The 19,209-nt window shown below is 55.2% G+C and carries 17 protein-coding genes; 7 read left to right on the forward strand and 10 right to left on the reverse strand.

The window, feature by feature from the left end:
• The 3 genes from TDIS_RS07180 to TDIS_RS07190 all read right to left on the reverse strand — a co-directional run.
• A partial coding sequence (locus tag TDIS_RS07180) for a sigma-70 factor domain-containing protein (protein ID WP_279614540.1) occupies positions 1-257 on the reverse strand: 257 nt, incomplete at its 3' end.
• Between the two features lie 49 nt (positions 258-306).
• Entirely contained in the window at positions 307-2,187 is a 1,881-nt protein-coding gene (gene mnmG, locus TDIS_RS07185) for a tRNA uridine-5-carboxymethylaminomethyl(34) synthesis enzyme MnmG (RefSeq protein WP_068670807.1), read from the reverse strand.
• Positions 2,184-2,765: a BON domain-containing protein gene (locus TDIS_RS07190; RefSeq protein WP_068670929.1), complete on the reverse strand. Its 582-nt coding sequence runs from the start codon at positions 2,763-2,765 to the stop codon at positions 2,184-2,186. Before TDIS_RS07190 ends, mnmG begins: the two co-directional genes overlap by 4 nt.
• A gap of 55 nt (positions 2,766-2,820) precedes the next feature.
• Between TDIS_RS07190 and TDIS_RS07195 the strand changes: the two genes are divergently transcribed.
• The gene (locus TDIS_RS07195) at positions 2,821-3,186 is read left to right on the forward strand and encodes a hypothetical protein (protein ID WP_068670809.1); all 366 of its coding nucleotides are present in this window, start codon (positions 2,821-2,823) and stop codon (positions 3,184-3,186) included.
• Here the strand turns inward: TDIS_RS07195 and TDIS_RS07200 are convergent.
• From TDIS_RS07200 to TDIS_RS07210, 3 genes are read right to left on the reverse strand one after another with little or no spacing between them, the layout of a single operon-like run.
• Positions 3,183-6,008, reverse strand: a complete 2,826-nt coding sequence (locus tag TDIS_RS07200; RefSeq protein WP_068670812.1) for a PD-(D/E)XK nuclease family protein — start codon at positions 6,006-6,008, stop codon at positions 3,183-3,185. The genes TDIS_RS07195 and TDIS_RS07200 overlap by 4 nt on opposite strands.
• Positions 6,005-6,523 carry a PD-(D/E)XK nuclease family protein gene (locus TDIS_RS07205; protein WP_068670814.1) on the reverse strand — a complete coding sequence of 173 codons (519 nt, stop codon included), beginning with the start codon at positions 6,521-6,523 and terminating at the stop codon, positions 6,005-6,007. Before TDIS_RS07205 ends, TDIS_RS07200 begins: the two co-directional genes overlap by 4 nt.
• Positions 6,520-9,000, reverse strand: coding sequence for a UvrD-helicase domain-containing protein (locus TDIS_RS07210; RefSeq protein ID WP_068670816.1), 2,481 nt, complete (start codon positions 8,998-9,000; stop codon positions 6,520-6,522). The genes TDIS_RS07205 and TDIS_RS07210 overlap by 4 nt, the downstream gene beginning before the upstream one ends.
• A 99-nt stretch (positions 9,001-9,099) precedes the next feature.
• Here TDIS_RS07210 and TDIS_RS07215 point away from each other — a divergent pair, with 99 nt between their 5' ends.
• The 3 genes from TDIS_RS07215 to TDIS_RS07225 all read left to right on the forward strand — a co-directional run bounded on the left by TDIS_RS07215 (position 9,100) and on the right by TDIS_RS07225 (position 10,888).
• The gene (locus TDIS_RS07215) at positions 9,100-9,507 is read left to right on the forward strand and encodes a hypothetical protein (protein WP_068670818.1); all 408 of its coding nucleotides are present in this window, start codon (positions 9,100-9,102) and stop codon (positions 9,505-9,507) included.
• Positions 9,504-10,319 carry a hypothetical protein gene (locus tag TDIS_RS07220; RefSeq protein ID WP_068670820.1) on the forward strand — a complete coding sequence of 272 codons (816 nt, stop codon included), beginning with the start codon at positions 9,504-9,506 and terminating at the stop codon, positions 10,317-10,319. The genes TDIS_RS07215 and TDIS_RS07220 overlap by 4 nt, the downstream gene beginning before the upstream one ends.
• A gap of 65 nt (positions 10,320-10,384) precedes the next feature.
• Positions 10,385-10,888 carry a rubrerythrin family protein gene (locus TDIS_RS07225; protein WP_068670821.1) on the forward strand — a complete coding sequence of 168 codons (504 nt, stop codon included), beginning with the start codon at positions 10,385-10,387 and terminating at the stop codon, positions 10,886-10,888.
• Positions 10,889-10,911: 23 nt separating this feature from the next.
• Here the strand turns inward: TDIS_RS07225 and TDIS_RS07230 are convergent, their stop codons facing one another.
• Complete coding sequence (locus tag TDIS_RS07230) at positions 10,912-12,336, reverse strand: cobyric acid synthase (RefSeq protein WP_068670823.1); 1,425 nt, start codon at positions 12,334-12,336, stop codon at positions 10,912-10,914.
• A gap of 56 nt (positions 12,337-12,392) precedes the next feature.
• On the opposite strand from TDIS_RS07230, the gene dnaX reads away from it, so the two are divergent.
• The 3 genes from dnaX to recR are packed head-to-tail and all read left to right on the forward strand — an operon-like array spanning position 12,393 to position 14,836.
• The gene (dnaX, locus tag TDIS_RS07235) at positions 12,393-13,919 is read left to right on the forward strand and encodes a DNA polymerase III subunit gamma/tau (RefSeq protein ID WP_068670825.1); all 1,527 of its coding nucleotides are present in this window, start codon (positions 12,393-12,395) and stop codon (positions 13,917-13,919) included.
• Positions 13,916-14,233 carry a YbaB/EbfC family nucleoid-associated protein gene (locus TDIS_RS07240; RefSeq protein WP_068670827.1) on the forward strand — a complete coding sequence of 106 codons (318 nt, stop codon included), beginning with the start codon at positions 13,916-13,918 and terminating at the stop codon, positions 14,231-14,233. Before dnaX ends, TDIS_RS07240 begins: the two co-directional genes overlap by 4 nt.
• A 3-nt stretch (positions 14,234-14,236) precedes the next feature.
• Complete coding sequence (recR, locus tag TDIS_RS07245) at positions 14,237-14,836, forward strand: recombination mediator RecR (protein ID WP_068670829.1); 600 nt, start codon at positions 14,237-14,239, stop codon at positions 14,834-14,836.
• Here the strand turns inward: recR and cobO are convergent, their stop codons facing one another.
• From cobO to TDIS_RS07260, 3 genes are read right to left on the reverse strand one after another with little or no spacing between them, the layout of a single operon-like run.
• Positions 14,837-15,361 (reverse strand): cob(I)yrinic acid a,c-diamide adenosyltransferase, encoded by a 525-nt coding sequence (gene cobO / locus TDIS_RS07250; RefSeq protein ID WP_068670831.1) that lies wholly within the window; start codon positions 15,359-15,361, stop codon positions 14,837-14,839.
• Positions 15,358-17,082: an NAD+ synthase gene (locus tag TDIS_RS07255; RefSeq protein ID WP_208595684.1), complete on the reverse strand. Its 1,725-nt coding sequence runs from the start codon at positions 17,080-17,082 to the stop codon at positions 15,358-15,360. The genes cobO and TDIS_RS07255 overlap by 4 nt, the downstream gene beginning before the upstream one ends.
• Positions 17,042-19,186: an LPS-assembly protein LptD gene (locus TDIS_RS07260; RefSeq protein ID WP_068670833.1), complete on the reverse strand. Its 2,145-nt coding sequence runs from the start codon at positions 19,184-19,186 to the stop codon at positions 17,042-17,044. Before TDIS_RS07260 ends, TDIS_RS07255 begins: the two co-directional genes overlap by 41 nt.
• Positions 19,187-19,209: the final 23 nt, after the last annotated feature.

Raw genomic sequence — 19,209 nt, forward strand, 5'->3', positions numbered from 1 at the left:
TTCCGGTTCCAGAAGTGCTGAAACTCAAGGGCGATCTTTACTACCAGCCGCAAATTGGAAGTCACCAGTTTATAGGCCAGACGGGGATCCCTGGTCTCATAATATTCCTTGGCGATGCGTTCTTCCTCTTCCCGAGAAAGGAGCGGAAACTTGCTTATCTCGGCCAGATACCGCTGAAGGGGGTCAACCGAAGAAGGCAGACCCTCCTTTTCCTCAGCTAAAACCGGAAGAGTCTCTTTAACCTGGTTTTCGTCCAAAAGTTTATCCTCTTTTCGGCCCATGGAATTAATTATACCGATTTAGATCTCAAATTCTATAACCATGTTTGCGGAGGTAGACCTGGATGGCCGCGATGGCCGCCGGCGTGACCCCGGAAATCCTTAAGGCCTGTCCGAAAGAGGCCGGTCTCACCTTGGAGAGCTTTTCCCGGACCTCGTTTGAAAGCCCGGGGATCTTCCAATAGTCGAGATCCTCAGGGAGGCGCATATGCTCCCAGCGCCGGAAACGCTCCACCTCTGCTCGTTGCCGCTCGATGTAGCCCGCATACTTGGTTTCGATTTCAAGCTCTTCAAGGACCTCTCCGGGAAGTTCCCCAAGCTCGGGATAGAGAGGAACTATCCTTTCGAGGGGGACATCGGGACGCCTAAGGAGATCGTAGAGTTTTACCGACTCCCTGAGGGGGGCGCTCCCTATGGACTCGAGGACACTGTTTACCTCCTCCGGCCGGACCTTGATCTCGCGAAGTAACCGGAACCCTTTCTCTAGCAAGGTCTTTTTGCGCTCGAACCGGGCCCAGTCTTCATCGGAGATGAGACCGAGCCTTCTGGCAAGGGGCATAAGCCTCAAGTCCGCGTTGTCCTCTCGAAGAAGAAGCCGGTACTCGGCCCGGGAAGTGAACATGCGGTATGGTTCCTTGGTGCCCTTGGTCACGAGATCGTCTATGAGGACCCCGATATAGGCCTGCGAACGATCGAGCACGAAGGGCTCTTCTTCCCGGACATAGAGGGCAGCGTTGATGCCGGCGATGATGCCCTGGGCCGCGGCCTCCTCGTAACCCGAGGTCCCGTTGATCTGGCCCGCAAGGAAGAGCCCCGCGACGAGCTTGGTCTCCAAGGTGTGTTTGAGCTGGATGGGATCAACATAGTCGTATTCGATGGCATAGCCGGGTCTTAGAATTTCGGCCTTTTCAAGCCCCGGAATACTTCTCACCATCCGCCACTGCACATCCACCGGGAGACTAGTGCTAATCCCATTGGGATAAACTTCTACCGTATCAAGCCCCTCGGGCTCGAGAAAAACCTGGTGTCTTTCCCGGTCCGGGAACCGGAAGACCTTGTCCTCTATGGAAGGACAATAACGGGCTCCCACCCCTTTTATGATCCCGGTGAAAAGAGGGGAGCGATCTACGCCTCCCTTTATGATCTCGTGGGTCTCCGGGGTGGTATAGGTAATGAAACAGGGCACCTGGGGAAGCGGCGGCCTTTTGCCCTTATTGCGAAAGGAGAAAAGTGGCGGAGGATCGTCCCCCCACTGGATCTCAAGCCGAGAATAATCTATGGTTCGGCCGTCAAGGCGGGGACAGGTTCCAGTCTTGAGCCGGCCTATCTCAAAACCCAGTTCCCGGAGACACTCCGAGAGGCGATTCGAGGGCGGATCTCCCATTCGGCCGGCCGCAAAGTGTTCAAGACCGATATGTATGAGGCCGCGCAGGAAGGTCCCGGTGGTCACCACCACGGTCTTTCCATGATAGACCTCCCCTACCCTGGTCTCGACGCCATAGATCCTCCGGTCGCGCACCAGAAGGCGGGAGACCATAGCCTGCTTCACGGTCACACGAGGAGCTCTCTCTAGCACCCGTTTCATGCGGGCCTGGTAGCGCATGCGGTCGGCCTGGGCTCGGGTGGCCCTCACCGCCGGTCCCTTCCGGGTGTTGAGCTTCCGAAACTGGATCCCTGTCTCGTCGATAGCCCGGGCCATCTCCCCGCCAAGGGCGTCGATCTCTTTTACGAGATGTCCCTTGGCCAGCCCACCGATGGCCGGGTTGCAGCTCATGGCCCCGATGCGCTCTAGGTTCACGGTAAGGACCAGCACCCGGCAGCCCATCCGCGAGGCCGCAAGCGCGGCCTCAATACCGGCGTGCCCGGCACCAATCACTATGACATCAAAAGTCTCCGGATAGACACTCACGGTTCGTTCTCTATGGTAAGATTGTCAACGACGTCCTTTACCCCTTTGGTAGTCCGGACGATTTCAAGCACCCGCCGGCGTTGCTCTTCACTTTTTACCATACCGGTAAGGGTAACCACGCCGTTTACCGTGTCTACATCAATCGAAAGGGAACGAATACCGGGTTCGGCAATGAGCTTGGTCTTGATACGGGCGGTAAGGAGCTTGTCATCCAGGCTCCGTCCGAAACTCCGGTGCCCCACCATCAGGTTGTTCCTTACGCCCCTTACCCCATTTACCCTCTTAGCCACCTCTTCGGCCTTCTTTCTTTCGGCCTCGGTCTCTACCATCCCGGTAAGAGTCACGATCCCGTTCACGGTATCCACATCAATCTTACGGGCCTTGGTCACCGGGTCTTTTATCAGGGCCATCTTTACCCGAGCCGTGATAGTGGCATCGTCCGTCTGGGTCCCTACCGAGCGGGGATCGGTGGCCACCTTGTAACCAGCGGTAGCTCCACCAGCCACCACCGCCGCTCCGCAACTCCAGAGGAGGGGCAGGACCAGCAGGAGAAACAACCCTTTCAAATAGGGTTTCATGTTTTCTTGCCTCCTTCCGAAAAAGTATTTAGGATTAAAGACAAGGAGATCGGCCATGAAAATATTTTGGGACCCCAACGCTCCTTTAGATTTTACCCCGGGCCGGAAGACCGGCAAAGTAGAAAAAAACTTTGAGGTCTATTTCAGGGAGGCCCTCTCCCGGAACGAGGCCTCGCGGGAGGACTTCTCCCAAGCCGTGGCCCTGGTGGAGGAGATGCTCCCTCTCCTAGATCGCCTCTCCGAGGATCCAATCTCTCGTAGTCAGGCCGAAACCCTGGCGGACATCCTCTCTGAGAGGGCCAGACAGCTTGACGAGCTTCTTTCCCATCTTCCCGAAGGTCCCCTGCGTAGGACCCTTTCCGAGGCCGCCATCCTCTTTGGGGTAGAGGCCGAAAAACTACGGCGCGGATTTTATATCTAAACCGGTTTCCGCCCCGGGCAGGCGTAGAGATAGTCGCAGAAGCGGCAGCCGGGCGGTTTCTCCGGAATAAAGAAGGCCTCCGCAGATAACATGTGCTCTATAAGAAGAGTCAGAAGCCTGGGGAAGACTTCTCCCCGCAGGCGTAAGAGATCCTCCTCGGAAAGCCCCCCGTCTCTGGTATTAAAGGGCGCCCGGTAAAGGAGCGGTTTGAAGAGCTCCCGGTCCTTTCCGCTGGCAAGCTGGACATAGGCCGCGTCCTGGGCCTCCTCCTTGAGGAAGAGATAGAGAAGGAGCTGGAGATCCGGCATCCTCTCTCTCAGGGCCGAGAGTCCCTCCAGGGTAGGCGGAGCCGAGAAATCCTCCTCGAGCAACTCCCGCAGACGCTTCAGGCTAAGCGACCGGACGCTGCCCCCGGTCTTGTAGTCCAGGATCACCAGACCACTCTCGAATTCGTCCACCCGGTCAAGCCGTCCGTAGAATTTGAGGCCCAGGGAGGGGTGTTCTCTCCTTACCGACCTCTCCAAAGAGACGATCCTGAAGACCGGTATCTCCCTCAGGACCTCTAGATAGCGCTTGAGGCGGAACTCCGCGGTTCGGGTAATGAAAAATCTCCTTTCCGGACCGAGCCTCCGGGAAAGGACACTTCTTTCAAACTCTTCGCGGAAAAGCGCAAGCAGCCGTTCGGGGTCATTGTCCCGACGAGGTTCATAGTGGCGTCCCTCAAAAGGCTTGAAGTATCTCTCGAGCACGGCGTGTATGACGGTTCCGAGCTCAGCGGCGTCGTAGTCCGTAATCCGGGCCGGGGGTTTAAGTTCAAGGAGGTACCGGAAATAGAACCGCGCCGGGCACTCCAGATAGGTCTCTAAGAAGGTAGCACTGATCTCCCTTTCGAAAAGGATGCGCTCTATCTCCTCTCGCTCAGCCCGTCCCCGCGGAATCGCGGTCTCCGGGCTCCGGGGTTTTAAGAACAGGGGAAGATGCTTCAAAAGTTCGTCGTTTTCCGTAAAGAGCCTCTTCCGCCGGCGTTCCTCTTCCCAGAGAAGGGCCTCCACATAACGGCTTCTCACCTGAGGAGGGCGTCTTGCGGAGGTCTCCGTAACCGAGAGATAGAAAATATCCACCTCCCGGGCGGCCGCAATTAGACGCCGGAAGTGATATCTCTCCAAGGCCTCCTGCCTCGAACGGGGTGGAAGCGAAAGGGCCGGCCTCACCCCCTCTGGAAGAAGGGGGTTTATCTCCTCCGGAGAAGGGAGCGACCCCTCATTGGCGTCAAGCACGATGACCTTCCTGAAGGAAAGCAGACGGGTCTCAAGGAGCCCCATCACCTGAAGACCACAGAGGGGATCTCCCTCAAAGGGGGCCTTGAGGCCTGAGAGTAGTTCTCGGAAAAGTCTGAAAAGGGTCTCGGGTTTGAGGGGTTCGTCCGCGAAGGAAGAGGCCGCAAAGAGGGGCAGGATCTCGGACTCTAGGGCGTAAAGAAAGTGCCGGGCCAGGATGTCCTGGTTATCGCGGGCCTCGCGCAACCTTTCCCTCCGGGGCGCAACTACCCTCTCAAGGATCTCAAAGAGGACCTCCGCAAACCTCCGGGGGGTGTTCACCACTGCAAGCGGCCGAATAAATCGCCGGTGGAAATCCTCAAGGGCCTGGTCTCCACCGGCAAGCTCCTCGATCTCGAAAAGGGACAGGTAGGGACTTCCGTGTTCCCTGAGGAGGGCCTCAAGGGACTTTTCCCGGGCCTTTAGGGCCACAAAGCTTCCCCGGATGTAAGGGTGTTTTAGCAGGGCCAGATAGGTCATCACGGGATAGCGTTCCCCGAGGCGCTTTTCGTGAAGTTCCATAAGGAGCAGAAGGAAGGAGGCCGGAAGAGAGCGTTTTACCGGGTATCCCAGGGTGATGTTCACAGGAAGACTCTCGGGAAGACTGTATAGGAGCGGCAGGAGGTGACCGGCCACGGGAAGGAGGATCAGGACTTCGTCCGGGGTGAGGATCTTTTTAGGAAGGAGATCGGCCGCCGCCCGGCATTCCTGATGCACATCCGCGGCTACCCGGAAGGTTATCCGCGGGCGCCTGACCGGAAATTTCTTAAAAGGCACAGGGTCAAGTCCGAGACGAGAAAGGGTCTCCTCCAGAAAATCCGGAATGTCCTCGGGGCGGCCTTCGAAAAAGACCTCGGCTCCGGCGGAGATAAATGCCCGGAAGACCTCCGCCTCGGCACGGGATAGGGCCGCAAACCCGCAAAGATAACAGGGCCCATCCGGGGAGAAGCATTCCTCAATCCTTTCCGCAAGGAGCCGCAACCTTTCGGCCGGAGTGGTAAAGCCCTTCTCTCTCAGGAGCTTCCGGTAGCGGGTGGCCACTTCCGAAAGATGGGCGAGAAGATTTCGGGCCTCCTGTGGAAGGTCCTCCGGGGGATAGAGCAGATCTTTTACCGGGACCATTTCCTTCTCGAATTCCTCCAGGACCTCCGAAAGCCTGATCCCCCAGGGCAAAAAACGGTCAAAACTTTCGGCTGTCCGGGAAAAAACCGGGGAATCCCTCACGATGGCATAGAGCCACCAGGCCCTCTCGGCCGGAGGGATCACCGGCCGGGGGTCGAGTCTTACCGCAAGCTCGTTCACCAGATCCGAGAAGGCGTAGATCCGCGGAGAAAGGAAGGGACCTCTCAGGTTATGGTAGAGATAATACCTCAGGTAGAGGGCCGCCCGGCGGGTAGGAAGGACTACGGTCACCCGGGCGAGTTCACGGCCGTGTCTGGCGGCGAGCTCCCCAGCCAGGGTCTTCAAAAAACCGGCCTCAGGCGGAATGAAATAGGCGGGCCTCAAAGAGGAACCTCCCTGAGTTCAGGTGGTCTCAAATAAAAAAGATAGCCCCTTACCGGAGATCCCCATATCGCGGAAAGTCCCCTGAGGTACTCCCGCACCTGTTTTTCATGTTCGGTGCTCGGGCCGGAGAGTTTGTACTCCAACACCACCGGACCCTCGGGCAAAAACACGATACGGTCCGGCCGGTGCCCCTCGGGACCGTTTTCTCCCACGGTCACGAAGGGGTGTTCGCGGAGGTCCCTCAAACCCGGGCTAAAGAAGGGCCTTGCCGCCGGGAGGCTGAGAGCGGAAAAAAGAATCTCCGTAAGCTCCCTGAAATAGGTCTCCCTCTCCGTCAAAGGTTCGGGGTAGAGGGCAAGGGCCCGCCTTACGGCCTCCTCGACCTCCTCGCGAACTCCACTGAAGGCCGGAAGAAAATAAAGGGCCAGATGGGCCATCTCCCCCAGGACTCGCTCCCGATCCATCTCCCCGAGCACCTTAAGCGCCCGTCTTTGCTGAAAAATACGAACCCTCATTTTCCAAGAATATCTCTTACCACGGATCCAACGGTGTAGTATCTGGTCTTTTCTGGGAGGAAGATATAAAGTCTCTCCCGCGGGCGGGTAAAGGCCACATAGAGGAGATTAAGGCTCTCGAGCACCTCCCGCCCTTTCTCCCTCAGTTTGGCCCGGGAGACCTCCTCGGAGGACTCCCTACGGGCCCGAATGAGCCCTCTTTCCGTAACCACGAGTTCGTCCTTCCCCTTGGGCCCCCAGGTAAGGTAAGGCACCACCACCGCGGAAAACTCAAGTCCTTTGGCGGCGTGGATGGTAAAAACCCTCACAGCCTGAAGCTCGCGCGGCAGCCCCACTTTCTCCTCAAGCCCCTCTTCCTCCCAGAGGGCAAGAAAATCCGAAAGACTCAGGGCCTCCTCTTCATATCTCAGGACCGCGGTGAGAAACCTCGAAAGATAAAGATCTTCCTCTGGGAAACGCTCCCTGAGGCGGAACCTCTCCACGATGGCCTGTACCAACTCATAGAGGGATAAACGCTCGAGGTCGCGGGAAAGCCCATCAAGAAGGTCAACCAGGGCTTCGGCCCTCGCCTCGAGATAGGCCTTGAGACCGGGGGCCCCATTTCTCTTCTCCGCAAGATAGGCCTCTAGGAGCCCCTCACCTCTTTCTGGAAGGGGGCTTTTCAGAAAACCGGCCAGGGCGGTCTCGTCCTCAGGGTAATTGAGGTACTGGAGGAGGGATAGGATGCCCTTTACGAGGGGAGAATTTTCGAGCCTCAGGGCCCGATCGGTTACCGCCGGGATCCCCCTTTCGAAAAGGAAAGTGGCAATCTCTTCGGCCTCCCGGTTTTCCCTTACCAGGATCGCCACCGTCCCCCCGGTCCTCACATAGGTCTCGTAAAGTCCGGGGATAAGCTCTGCAAGCTTCTCAAAGATCCCCTCCCGGAACCTTTCCCGGTCCTCATCCGAAGGCACGGTAACGATCTCCACCTCCCCCTCCGGGGCTTCGGAAAGGATCTCCTGCTCAAGATCGGAGAAGGCCGTTTCCAACTTTGAGGCCAACTCCTCGGAGACCTCGCAGTCTTTCGGAGGTTTTCTCCCGTGCAGGAGTTTGCGCACCACCTCGTGGGCCCGCTCGACTAAAGTGGAGAAGAAACGGTTGTTGAACGCAACGATCCTTTGGGCCGAACGGAAATTGTGTGGCAGGCTTTCGGAAAAAACCTCCCCCGGAAGTCCTTGCGGAACCTCAAAAAAGAGAGCCGGATCCCCACCCCGCCACATGTATATGGCCTGTTTCACATCCCCCACATAAAGAAGGCTACCGCCTGAGGAGATAACCTCTTCCACCAGGGGATAAAGGGCCTGCCACTGAAGGCGATTGGTATCCTGGAACTCGTCAATCAGGAAATGCCTGATACGGGTTCCGATCTTAAGGTAAATGAGGGGCGGGGGATTCTCGGAAAGAAACCTCACCAGCAATTCCGTCCAGCTTCCCACCTGAAGAAGCCCCTCCTCCTCTCTCAGAGAGAGGAGCTCTCCGGAAAGCTCCCGGAAGAGCCTCTCATAGGGAGCCACCTCCGCCCGCGCTTTAGCAGTAAGGTAGATCGAAAGTTTTCCTTTGAGTTTCTGATAATCTCCATCCAAGGCCTCGGCGAGTTTGCGGCAGCGGGCCTTAAGCACCTCTCTGAAGGAATCTTTTTTAAAGACCTTGCTCCAGTAGTAACGGGGGGGATCAAGGATATAGGTCTCCCAGCTAGGATAGGCGAACTCTCCCCTTTCGGAAAGGACCCTTTCACAAAGGGTCCTTCCAAGCCTCCGCAGTTCCTCCTCGAGTGCGGAGAGGTCCTCGCCTGGATCCCGGGCTTCTAGAAGCCTGCCCCCTGCCCTCTGGCTTAGAAGGCCGTAGATCTCCCGCATCCGCCGACGAAAGTGTTTCTCGGGGTTGAAACCTCCCCGGCCCTCGATCTCAAGAAAGGTGAAAAGGGCCCGGGCGAAGACCTCCTCAAGTTTCGGATCCTCCCGGAGCCTTAGAAGCAATCTATCGAAGGCTCTATTCAAAAAGAGGTCTTCCCGAATCTCAGCCGAAAGCTCGGGACGAAGGCCGAGTTCTATGGCGAGACCCCGGATGAGAGTGAAGATGAGGCTATCAATGGTCCGCACCTGAAACACATGATAGTGGTTGAAGATGGTCTCAAGCCAGGCGGCGGCCTCCTCGGGAAACAGCCCGGTCTCGGCCGATAGTTTCTTTCCTAGATCCGTGAAAAGGGCGATGTTCTTGAGAAAGTAGATGATGCGTTCCCGCATCTCGGCCGCGGCCTGATTGGTGAAGGTCAAGGCCACGATCCCGGAAAGTCCTGCCTCCGAAGGGCACCCCTGAGATTTAAGAAGTCTCAGATAGTGGAGGGCCAGACGATAGGTCTTTCCGGCCCCGGCCGAGGCCGAAACCCGGAAGATCCCCCGGGGCTCAGGATAAAGTGGAAGCTCTAACAGCTCGGGCATCGATCCCAATTTTAACACCTAGGGATCTTTTCATAAGGAGAACTTAGAGATCTAGGAGGTCCTTGCCGAGGCAAGACACCCGATTAAACTGGAAAAATAATGAAAGACAGGGAAACCTTTCACGTTCCCCATCGGTTCCCGGAGTGGGTGACCTGGCTGGTCTTCGGTATCGGACTCACCGGCTCCATTTCCCTCAGGCTTATTCTCATTGCCAAGGCCTACAATCCTGAACTCATAACTTTTCTGTGGTATCTGGGGGTCTGCGGAAACACGATCTTTTTTATGTTCCGGGCTTATATTACCGGCCGTCGACGCCGAACCATTGAAGAACTCAATCTCCTAGAAAAACTGCAAAGACGAGAGGAACTTTCCTCTACAGACATCGAGGCCTTACGTTACATCGTATCAAGCGTTAAAATCTCTAAAGAGCGCTGGAATTATCTGATAATATTTATTTGCTCCCTGGCGGCTATTGCCTGGGATCTCTGGCTGAGGTTCGGTAAATGACCAGATTTTCAGAGGCCATTCTTTATCCCCAGACCTATTTACGGGAGGATCTTGCAGAGCTTGCCTTCCGGGTATTAGAACGGCTCGTTCTGCTCCGGCCGGCGGAATATCCTCCCGAAGGCGTGGCTCGAAAGCTCTCCGAAGAGGACCGGGTGAGGTTCCTCTATCCTCCCCCTCTCGGAGAGAAACTCAAAACCTTTCTCGACTTGGTTTTGGGCTACGAGGAATGGGGCCTCATGATGCGCACTCCGGAGAATGTGGCCCTTTTCAAAGGGTTTTCAGAACCTCTTGAGGAGAGCGTTTCGGACATTAAAAGGGCTCTTCTCGGTGAAGAAAAAAGGGAAGATCCTATGCTTTCGGCCAGGATTGTCTTGGCCCTTGCCGAGCGCCTGGACCAGAAACTAGAATCCCTGGACCGCGAGCTCAAAAACCTGGAAGAAAAAAGCCGTCTCCTTTCCCGTATGATCATAGGAGAGGATCTTCCCCAGACAAGGTTTACGCGCTGGGTGGTGGAAACCAGGGAGCCCTCCTGGAAACTTCACGCCCTCCCAGAAAGGATGCTCGCCTGGGCCAGGCTTGTCCCGGCACTTTCAGAAATTCCCGAAGTCCTCCTCGTTGACCAATCAGAAATCCTTGAAGAATGGAGGGATTTCGGCCCTCAAGAAGTCGAAATATTCGAACTTGAAGGATGTTCGGCAAGTGTTCGTTATCTTGAATATCCTGTTGCCCCTCAAGCCCTCCTAGCCTATCCCGAAGTCGGCCTTACCCAAAGTCCGGGAAAAACCCAAGTGCTTTTCCTAGAACGCATCTAGCTATTTGCCAATAGCTAGAAATTAAGCCTAAAATTTAGGAATAAAATTCAAATAAGGAGGATGTCATGAGCAAGTCTGAGGAAAAACTGCAAGAGGCCTTTGCCGGGGAATCACAGGCAAACCGCAGGTATTTGGCCTTTGCGAAGAAAGCCGAGGAAGAGGGCTTTCCCGGCATTGCCAAGATGTTCCGGGCAGCGGCCGAGGCCGAGACCATCCACGCCCTGAACCACCTCCGGGCCATGGGGGGGATCAAGTCCACCGCCGAAAATGTGCAGGCCGCCATACATGGTGAAACCTACGAATTCAAGACCATGTATCCGGAAATGATCGAGATCGCGGAGAAGGAGGGTAACCAAGAGGCCAAGCGGAGCTTCTTCTACGCCAACGAGGCCGAAAAGATGCACGCGGCCATGTTTGAACGGGCCCTCATGTACATTAAGGAAGGAAAAGACGCTCCCGTGGATCAGATTTATGTCTGCCCAGTTTGCGGTTACACCGTGGAGGGCTCAAGACCGGACAAATGCAAGGTTTGCTGGGCTGAAGGTTCCAAGTTTATCGAAATCAAGTAAGAAAAAAGGGGGCTTAGGCCCCCTCACAACAGCTTTTCAAGCCGCTTAAAAAAGTCCCGGAAGGCCGGGTGTTCGAAGACCCGGTCAAGATTAGCGGTTACGGTTTCGGAGTAGGCTCTGGTAGGCCTTTCCGGAAGGCCAACCGCTTGCCGTATGTAATTCAAAAGGGCCTCCCGAAAGCGATCATTAAAGAAGATTCCATGGAGGTAAGTCCCCAAAATTCGGTCGTCGGAAAGACTGAGGATCTCCCGGCCATCGAGGAAGCTTCGGCCGTAACGGATCTCAAAACCTGATAAAGAGGTCCGCCAGAAAGGAAAATCCGGTTGGTCCTCAATACGACCAGCCCTCTTGGGGGTCCGAAAGATAGTCTCGTGGGGCAGAAGGCCCAGGGCTTCCTCCTCTCCGGAAAATTCTAGGCCCTCAGGATCCCGAATTAGGCGCCCCAGAATCTGAAACCCCCCACAGAGACCCAAAATGAACTTCTCCCGGGAGAGCTCCCGGAGGAGCTCAAAGACTCCGGTTTCCTTAAGCCAACGGAGGCTCTTGGCGGTATTTCGAGAACCCGGAAGGATAATGAGGTGGGCCTCTGCGAGCACCCGGGGCTCGGTGGTGAAGAGTAGCTCTACCCCTTCCTCGTGTCTTAAGGGGTCAAGATCCAAAAAATTGGCGAGGTAGGGATAGGCCAAGACTGCCACCTTCAGGCCATTACCGGAAAATCCCCGGTTTGAAAATTCAAGGGAGGCGCTATCCTCCTCAAGGAAATGTTCGGAGAGATAGGGAAGAAGCCCCAAGGCCGGTTTTCCGGTTTTTTCCTCAAGGATCTTGAGCCCCTCCTCAAAGAGGGCCGGTTCACCCCGAAACTTGTTCACCACAAAGCCTATAGATTGGGCCTTAAGCTCCGACACCAGCTCATAGGTACCCCAGATCTGGGCGAAAATCCCACCCCGATCTATTTCTCCGATGAGGACATAAGGTATGCGGTAAGTTTTGAGGAGTTCGTAGTTAGCGAGATCCCCCTCTAAGAGGTTGAGCTCTGCGAGACCCCCGGCCCCTTCTACCACCACGAGGTCGTTTTCGGCTAGAAGCTCCTCGAAGATACCGAAAACCCTCTCCCGGTAGGCCCGGCGGAATTCCCTAAATTCTCCGGCAGGAAGCACCCCCTGAGGGCGACCCAAATAGATAATTTCGGCCTTTCTTTCGGCAAGGGGCTTCAAGAGCAGGGGGTTCATGCGTACAGAGGGTTTGCGGCCGGCAGCCAGGGCCTGATAGGCCTGGGCCCAAGCCATCTCCCCCTCCTCGGTGGCGAGTGCGTTTAAGGACATGTTCTGGGCCTTGAAGGGGGCCACCCGAAGCCCTTTACTGGCGAAGTATCGGCAGGCAAGGGCCACAAGAAGACTTTTCCCTACCGAAGACATGGTGCCCACGAAGGCCAGAGCCTTTGCCTGCACTTTACCTCCCTTCAGGTTGGTTTTCCCCTCAGAGAAGTTTAAAATAAAACCCTGAAATGGCCTACCTAGTGCTTGCCCGGAAATATCGTCCGCAGAAGTTCTCCGAGGTGGTGGGGCAACCGCATGTGGTCCGCACTCTGCAGAACGCCCTGCGGATGGGTCGCCTGGCTCACGCCTTGCTTTTTTCCGGTATACGGGGGGTGGGAAAAACCACGGTCGCTCGTATCGTAGCCAAGGCCTTAAATTGTGAAAACGGGGAGCCTGATGAACCTTGCAACACCTGTATCCCCTGTCGGGAGATCACAGAAGGTCGATCCATGGATGTCATTGAAATAGATGCCGCTTCCAACCGCGGAATAGATGAAATCCGTCAACTACGGGAAAACCTCAAGTTCATGCCCACCCGAGGCCGGGCCAAGGTTTACATCATAGACGAGGCCCACATGCTTACCCGTGAGGCCGCAAACGCCTTACTCAAATCTCTTGAGGAGCCTCCACCTCATGTGTACTTCATCCTGGCCACTACCGAGCCTCACCGGCTCCCGGTCACCATTCTTTCCCGGTGCCAGCGTTACGATTTCAAACGCCTGCCGATAAATACCCTGGTGGAGTATCTCAAAGAGATATGCACTAGTGAAGGCGTGGAAATAGAGGAGACGGCCCTGGTCCTCATTGCCAGGGAGTCCGAGGGAAGCCTTCGTGACGCCCTCTCGCTTTTAGATCAAGCTCTGGCCTATGGAGTTAAAACCAGAGAGGAACTGCTTCAGGCCTTCGGCTTTGCGGAAACCGAAATGGTGGAAGCCCTCGCCCGGGCCTTAATTCGGCGGGATCTTGCGGAGGTCTTCCGGCTTTCGGAGGAGGCCTACCGTAAGGGCGTGGATCTGATCTATCTTTCTGAAAACCTTACAGAATTTTTCCGCAATCTTTTGAGCTTCAAGATAAGCCCCGAGGGTCTGAAGGAAGATTTATCTCCGGCGGAAGCCGCTCTCCTGCGAGAGTTTTCCATGGACGTGGAAACCGAAGAGGCTCTCCTTCTCTTCCAGCACCTCCTCAAAGGCACGGAAGCCTTGAAGCGTAGCCATTATCCCCATCTCTCCTTTGAGCTCACCCTGGCCCGCATCTGCGAAATAGGAAAGGTGGTCTCTCTGAGGGAGATCTTTCAAAAACTTAAAGAACTTTCCGAAAAATATCCAGAGATTCCTGCACAAACTGGAGTTTCCCGGCGGAGTGAAAAATCCCCCTATCCAAAGTCCTCCCTCTCATGGGAAGAGATCTTATCGGAAATAAAGAATGAAAGCCCGGCCTTAGCGGCTTTTCTCTCGACTCTTGAGGCTCCCCTGGAAGAAGGCGATCGTCTGGTCCTCTCCGTACCCCCAGGGGGGCTACTCGAAGACGAAGACCTCCGCGAAAGGCTCAAAGGGCTGGTCTTCAAAAAAACTGGTCGCGAGCTAGAGATCAGAACCAAAACCGAAGAACATAATTTCCGGGAGAAGCTTCTCGAAAGGCCGGAGGTTAAAGAAGCTCTGGCCATTTTCGGGGGCAAAATAGCCTGGATAAAACCCCATCAAAGGAGTGAAACATGATACCACCTCAGATGCAACAGCTAATGAAACAGGTCCAGAAGATCCAGAAGAGGATGGCTGAGCTCCAGGAGGAGCTGGCTGAAAAGACAATTTCGGCCAGTGCCGGAGGCGGGATGGTAACCGCGGTTGTAAACGGTCGTCAGGAACTGGTTTCCTTAAAGATCGAACCCGAGGTTCTGAATCCCGACGACAAGGAGATGCTCGAGGACCTCATCGTGGCCGCGGTCAACGAAGCCTTACGGCGCTCGCAAGAGATGGTTCAAGAGGAGATGGCCAAGATCACCGGAGGATTGAAGATCCCAGGGCTGTTTTAAGGCATGGAGGGGGTATTTCCAGAACCCCTTAGGCAGGCTATAAAGGCTCTGGCCTTTCTTCCGGGGCTGGGGGAAAAGAGCGCCACCCGGCTGGCTCTCTATCTGGTTCGGCGACCGGAACGGGCCGAGGAACTGGCGGCCGCTTTGAGGGCTCTATCCCGCATTAAACTCTGCCGGGAGTGCGGAAACTTCACCGAAGCCGAACTTTGCGGCCTGTGCGCCAGCCCTGATCGGGACCGTTCGGTAATCTGCGTGGTGGAGGATCCCGCAGCCCTTTCGGCCATTGAGTCCGCCGGGGTCTTTCACGGTCGCTATCACGTGCTCCACGGGGTGCTCTCTCCCCGGGATGGTCTTGGCCCGGAAGAACTTAGGATCCCGGAACTTCTTGAGCGGGTAAGAAAGGACAACGTGCAAGAAGTTCTGATAGGTCTTTCTCCTACCGCAGCCGGAGAGGCCACCGCGGCTTACATTGTCGAACTGCTAAACGACCTCCCGGTGAGAGTCACGCGGCTGGCCTGCGGGCTGGCCCTGGGGATGGAAGTCCGCTACGCCGACCACCTCACTCTAAAACGGGCCTTACTATCCCGGGAGGTCTTGAAATAACTATTTCTCTATCCCCACCCGTGCGGGAACCCCTTTCCGGTAATAGTGTTTGACCTCTCGCATTTCTGTGACGAGATCAGCCATCTCCAATAGAGGCTCCGGGGCGTTTCTGCCGGTTAAAACTACTTCCACCGAAGAAGGCCTCTTCCTTAAAGTCTCGAGGACTTCCGTCAGGGTAACCAGTCCCATAGACAGGGCCATGTTGATTTCATCAAGCACCACCACCTGAAACTCGCCGCTGGCAATAATCTCTCGGGCCTTACGCCAGCCTTCGGTAACCGCCCGTCTTACGGCCTCATCCGGCTGCCCCCGGACGAAGCCCCCTTCGTGGAACTGGAGGATCTCTACTTGGGGCCTAAAGGTAGAAAGGGCTCGAATCTCGCTATACTCGCCCTTTTTGAGGAACTGGATAAAAGCCACCTTAAGACCCGCCCCAAGGGCCCTCAAGGCAAGCCCCAACGCAGCCGTAGTCTTCCCCTTGCCGTTTCCGGTATAGACTTGGATGTAACCTTTGAAATCCTTCAACTTTCCTCCATCTTGAAACGATGAGCAATGGGGTAACACCAGCCATAGCCGAAGGCCTGAGGGGATACCCGCAGGGTAGGTGGAAGCTGCCAACGCTTGAATTCAGACCGTCTCAAACGCCGCAAGACCTCCCGCACCACCTCCCGGGAGATGCCACGATCAACGATCTCTTCCGGCGAAACTCCCTCCTCCACATAGGCTCGAACCACATTGTTTACCAGATGATAGGGTGGTAAATCGTCCTCGTCCCTCTGATCTGGACGGAGTTCGGCCGAAGGGGGTTTACGAATCACCCTTTCGGGAATAATTGGGCGCTCCCGGTTGATTTCAAAGGCCAGCTCATAGACCCAATCCTTGGTAAGATCCCCCAAAACCGAAAGGGCCCCACAAGTGTCACCGTAAAGGGTGCAATAGCCCACCGCGATCTCGCTCTTGTTACCGGTATTGAGCACCAGATACCCCTTGAACCGGTTGGAGAGGGCCATGAGGAGATTACCACGGATCCGGGCCTGAAGGTTTTCCTCCACAACCCCGGAAACCTCTTCCCCCAGCCCCTCCTCAAGCACCCCCTTCATCACACGCAAAGGCTCCTCAATGGGAAACTTCAAGGTTCGGATACCAAGATTCCGAGCAAGTTCTAGGGCGTCCTCCTCGCTCTCCGGAGCGTTGTAGGGCGAAGGCATGATGACCCCGATCACGTTTTCAGCCCCGAGGGCCTTCACCGCCAAAACCGCCGTAACCGAGGAATCGATCCCTCCCGAAAGTCCGATAATAGCCCCTCGGGCTCCCACCTTTCTGAAAAAGTCCCGAAGACCAAGCACTAAGGCTTTGATAAGGGACTCGGGGAGCCTCTCCGAGACCGGATTGATCAGTCCTTCACCGGTCTCAAGGTCGTAAAAGATGAGATCCTCCTCGAAATCTCTTGCCCGGGCAAGGAGATCTCCCTTGGGAGAAAGCACCAGGCTCTGGCCGTCGAAGATAAGGTGATCCTGAGCTCCAACCTGATTACAATAAAAGATGAAGGTCTGAGACCGGCGGGCCTTTTCTGCAAAGAGATTACGCCTAAGCTCCCCTTTACCGAGATGAAAAGGGCTGGAGGAAAGATTGATGAGGATCTCCGCTCCGGACTTCCGGAGTTCCTTCACAGGATCTACAGGATAGAGATTCGGCACGTATCCGGGCTCGTTCCAGAGATCCTCACAAATAGTAAGCCCTAGTCGCCGCCCTTGAAATTCGAAGATCTCGAAGCTCCGGCCTTCGGTAAAGTAGCGTGGTTCTTCATAGATATCGTAGTAAGGGATGAGGGCTTTGCGATAGCGAAATAGAACGCGTCCCTCGACTATGACGGCTGCGGTGTTGAACAGAGGTTTTCCGTAGTTCTGATTCCTTTCGGGATAGCCCACGATTATGGCCGGATAGCTTATCTCCTTGACCAGGCCCTTAAGTACCTTCTCTACCGCCCCCAGAAATTCCGTCCGAAGCAGGAGATCCCTAGGGGGATATCCGCAAAGGGAGAGCTCCGGGAATACCACTAAATCCGCCGCAAAGGCCTGAGCTTTCTCGTAAAAGGCTAGGATTTTACTTAAATTACCCTCTAGATCTCCGACCGTAGGATTGATCTGGGCCAGGGCTATCCTCATGGAGGAAAGACTATTACGGAGGTCTCCCGCGGTCAAGCCGTCAAGGGTTTTCTTGAGAGAAACTGCGTCCGTAGCCTCCAAGGCCTAGGAGATTTACCCACACCGAAAAGCGGGTTTCCTCTGGTGTCCTCCCCAGGGTGAAATCTACACTGAAACAGGAGCCACGATAGGTAAGACCAAGCTCGGCGTAACTAGTCTCGGACCGAAGAAGATTTCGGGAGACCCTTCCGTGAAAAACGAATTTCTGCCAAAGAGTCTTGTTTCCCGAAAGACTAAATTGTTTGATATTGCGAAGCTTATCCCGTTGAAAGTTAAATGAGAAATGATCGAGTAAGAGATGGTTCACCGAAAGGCTCAATTCCTGTTTGCTCAAGCCCAGGCCATAGAAGTTATAGACCAGATCGTAGCGCAGAGTAAGCCTTGAAAGGGTGCGGATCTCAAACTCCGAAAAGAGGTTTGAAAAGGGGCGTCTCTCTTCATCGGCGGCCGTAAGTTTGCGGGCCGCCTCCCGGAAGTCGTAGCGCTGAAAAACCTTGATTCTTGCGAAGTCCCAGTATTTGAGTGTGTTAGCCTCTCGCTTTTTGGCTGTAAAAAATTGAAGGAGGCCGTATTCCAAGTAATGGGCCGGGGGCAAGCGATCCTCACTCACAAAAACCGGAAGGTCTTTCTGGTTCTCCGGTGGACGATAAAAATAGAAAACATAAGGCCTCAGGCTGTGCCTCAGCCCCGAAAGGCCAAACTTTCGGAGGTAATAAACCCGGTAGAACTCAAGGGAACTCCGGGCTGAAATCTCATAAAGGGTACGGTAAAGGCTTTCCTCCGTACCGTTGTCCCAATCCACCCGGTAGTAGGTGTATAGCAGGCGATAAGAGAGCGCATTTTCTGTAGGCCCCAAGGGGAAATTGAGGATAACCTCCGGGGAAAGGTCGGCCCTCAAACCCCGGGAGCCCTCTTCCCGATACCAATAAGTGGTGTCCAGTCCCACATCGAAAGTAAAGGGGCCTATCAGAGGCCTGGTCACGGAGAAGACAAAGAGCCGCCCCAGGGGGAAAAGGGTCTCGGCCTGCTTCCCGGGAAGCATGTTATCGTGATAAGTACTTCCAAGCTCAAAGTAAGTGTTTGTTCGTCGGTGAGACAGCCAGAACCTAGAGGTTCGGTAGGTCTGATTCTTTTCTTCAAGTCCCCGGCCGAACCAGTCAAGATAACTCTGGTGGCTTTTAGAAAAACCCAAATCTCCGCCCTCGAATTCTTCAAGAAAGTCCCGATCGGATAGTAGATCGAGGTCCAAGTGAATATCAGTCTGCGGGGAAATTCGGTGATCCAGTTTGGCGGTCAGCCAGTAGCGAGTTCGGTTTTCCCGAATAATACCGTCATTGTTATAGTCATCGTCCTCGAGTCTATCCCGGAGATAACGATAGCGGATGATACCCCGGTTATAGTCCGAGAGGCGATAACGGCCCTCGGTCCCGAAAAGGAGTCCCCGCCTTCCGGTATAGAAAGGATAGAGGGTAAGATCAAAGCTATCATGTAGGGCCAGGAATACTGGGACCTCAAGCCCAAAACCGGTACGTGACCCTTGAGCTAAGCGAGGAAAGAGCACTCCGCTTTTGCGTTCTCGTTTTACCGCCAAAGTTGCGAAGGGACTGAAGACCAGCGGCAATCTTTTAACCCAGAATGAGACCATGCGGCCCCGCGCTTGACCTTCGCTTATCTCCACTTTCCGGGCGTGAAAACTCCAAGGCGGAGACTCCTTACAGGTGAGTTCGCAAGTGGTGATCACAGCCTCATACGCCACATACTTACGTTCACCTAGCTGCTTCATCCTCTTGGCCTTGACGTGGACTCGATCCTTTTTGATGAAAAGGTGCGCTCCGCGTATCTCACCCTCTCCGGAGCGCAAGTTAATAAAAGCCCATCTCCCCTTAATCCAGTCACCGTGAGGGGTCAGGATCTTGACCGGTCCCCAGAGATAGAGCTTCTTAGAAGCTATGTGATAACGAGCCCTATTAGCGAAAACCGTAAGGTCTTTCCCCGAGATCACAACTTGACCCTCGGCCACCATCACCTGGGAATCCTGATATACCGTAAGCCGCCGGGCCTCTATCCGCCAAGAGGCTAAAGCCCCATCAGACAGGAAAAGCAGGACCACCCAAATGAGGATCAAAGAAAATTTAAAAAATTTCACACTTTACCTTTCACCCAGGCTCT

This window comes from Thermosulfurimonas dismutans (assembly GCF_001652585.1).
Lineage (GTDB): Bacteria > Desulfobacterota > Thermodesulfobacteria > Thermodesulfobacteriales > Thermodesulfobacteriaceae > Thermosulfurimonas > Thermosulfurimonas dismutans.

Excerpts from the sequence above, each read along its gene's own strand:
- recR (WP_068670829.1), top strand. The coding sequence starts at position 14,237 with ATGGAGGGGGTATTTCCAGAACCCCTTAGGCAGGCTATAAAGGCTCTG.
- TDIS_RS07240 (WP_068670827.1), top strand. The coding sequence starts at position 13,916 with ATGATACCACCTCAGATGCAACAGCTAATGAAACAGGTCCAGAAGATC.
- TDIS_RS07210 (WP_068670816.1), bottom strand. The coding sequence starts at position 9,000 with ATGCCCGAGCTGTTAGAGCTTCCACTTTATCCTGAGCCCCGGGGGATC.
- TDIS_RS07225 (WP_068670821.1), top strand. The coding sequence starts at position 10,385 with ATGAGCAAGTCTGAGGAAAAACTGCAAGAGGCCTTTGCCGGGGAATCA.
- TDIS_RS07205 (WP_068670814.1), bottom strand. The coding sequence starts at position 6,523 with ATGAGGGTTCGTATTTTTCAGCAAAGACGGGCGCTTAAGGTGCTCGGG.
- TDIS_RS07215 (WP_068670818.1), top strand. The coding sequence starts at position 9,100 with ATGAAAGACAGGGAAACCTTTCACGTTCCCCATCGGTTCCCGGAGTGG.
- TDIS_RS07220 (WP_068670820.1), top strand. The coding sequence starts at position 9,504 with ATGACCAGATTTTCAGAGGCCATTCTTTATCCCCAGACCTATTTACGG.
- TDIS_RS07190 (WP_068670929.1), bottom strand. The coding sequence starts at position 2,765 with ATGAAACCCTATTTGAAAGGGTTGTTTCTCCTGCTGGTCCTGCCCCTC.
- TDIS_RS07195 (WP_068670809.1), top strand. The coding sequence starts at position 2,821 with ATGAAAATATTTTGGGACCCCAACGCTCCTTTAGATTTTACCCCGGGC.
- dnaX (WP_068670825.1), top strand. The coding sequence starts at position 12,393 with ATGGCCTACCTAGTGCTTGCCCGGAAATATCGTCCGCAGAAGTTCTCC.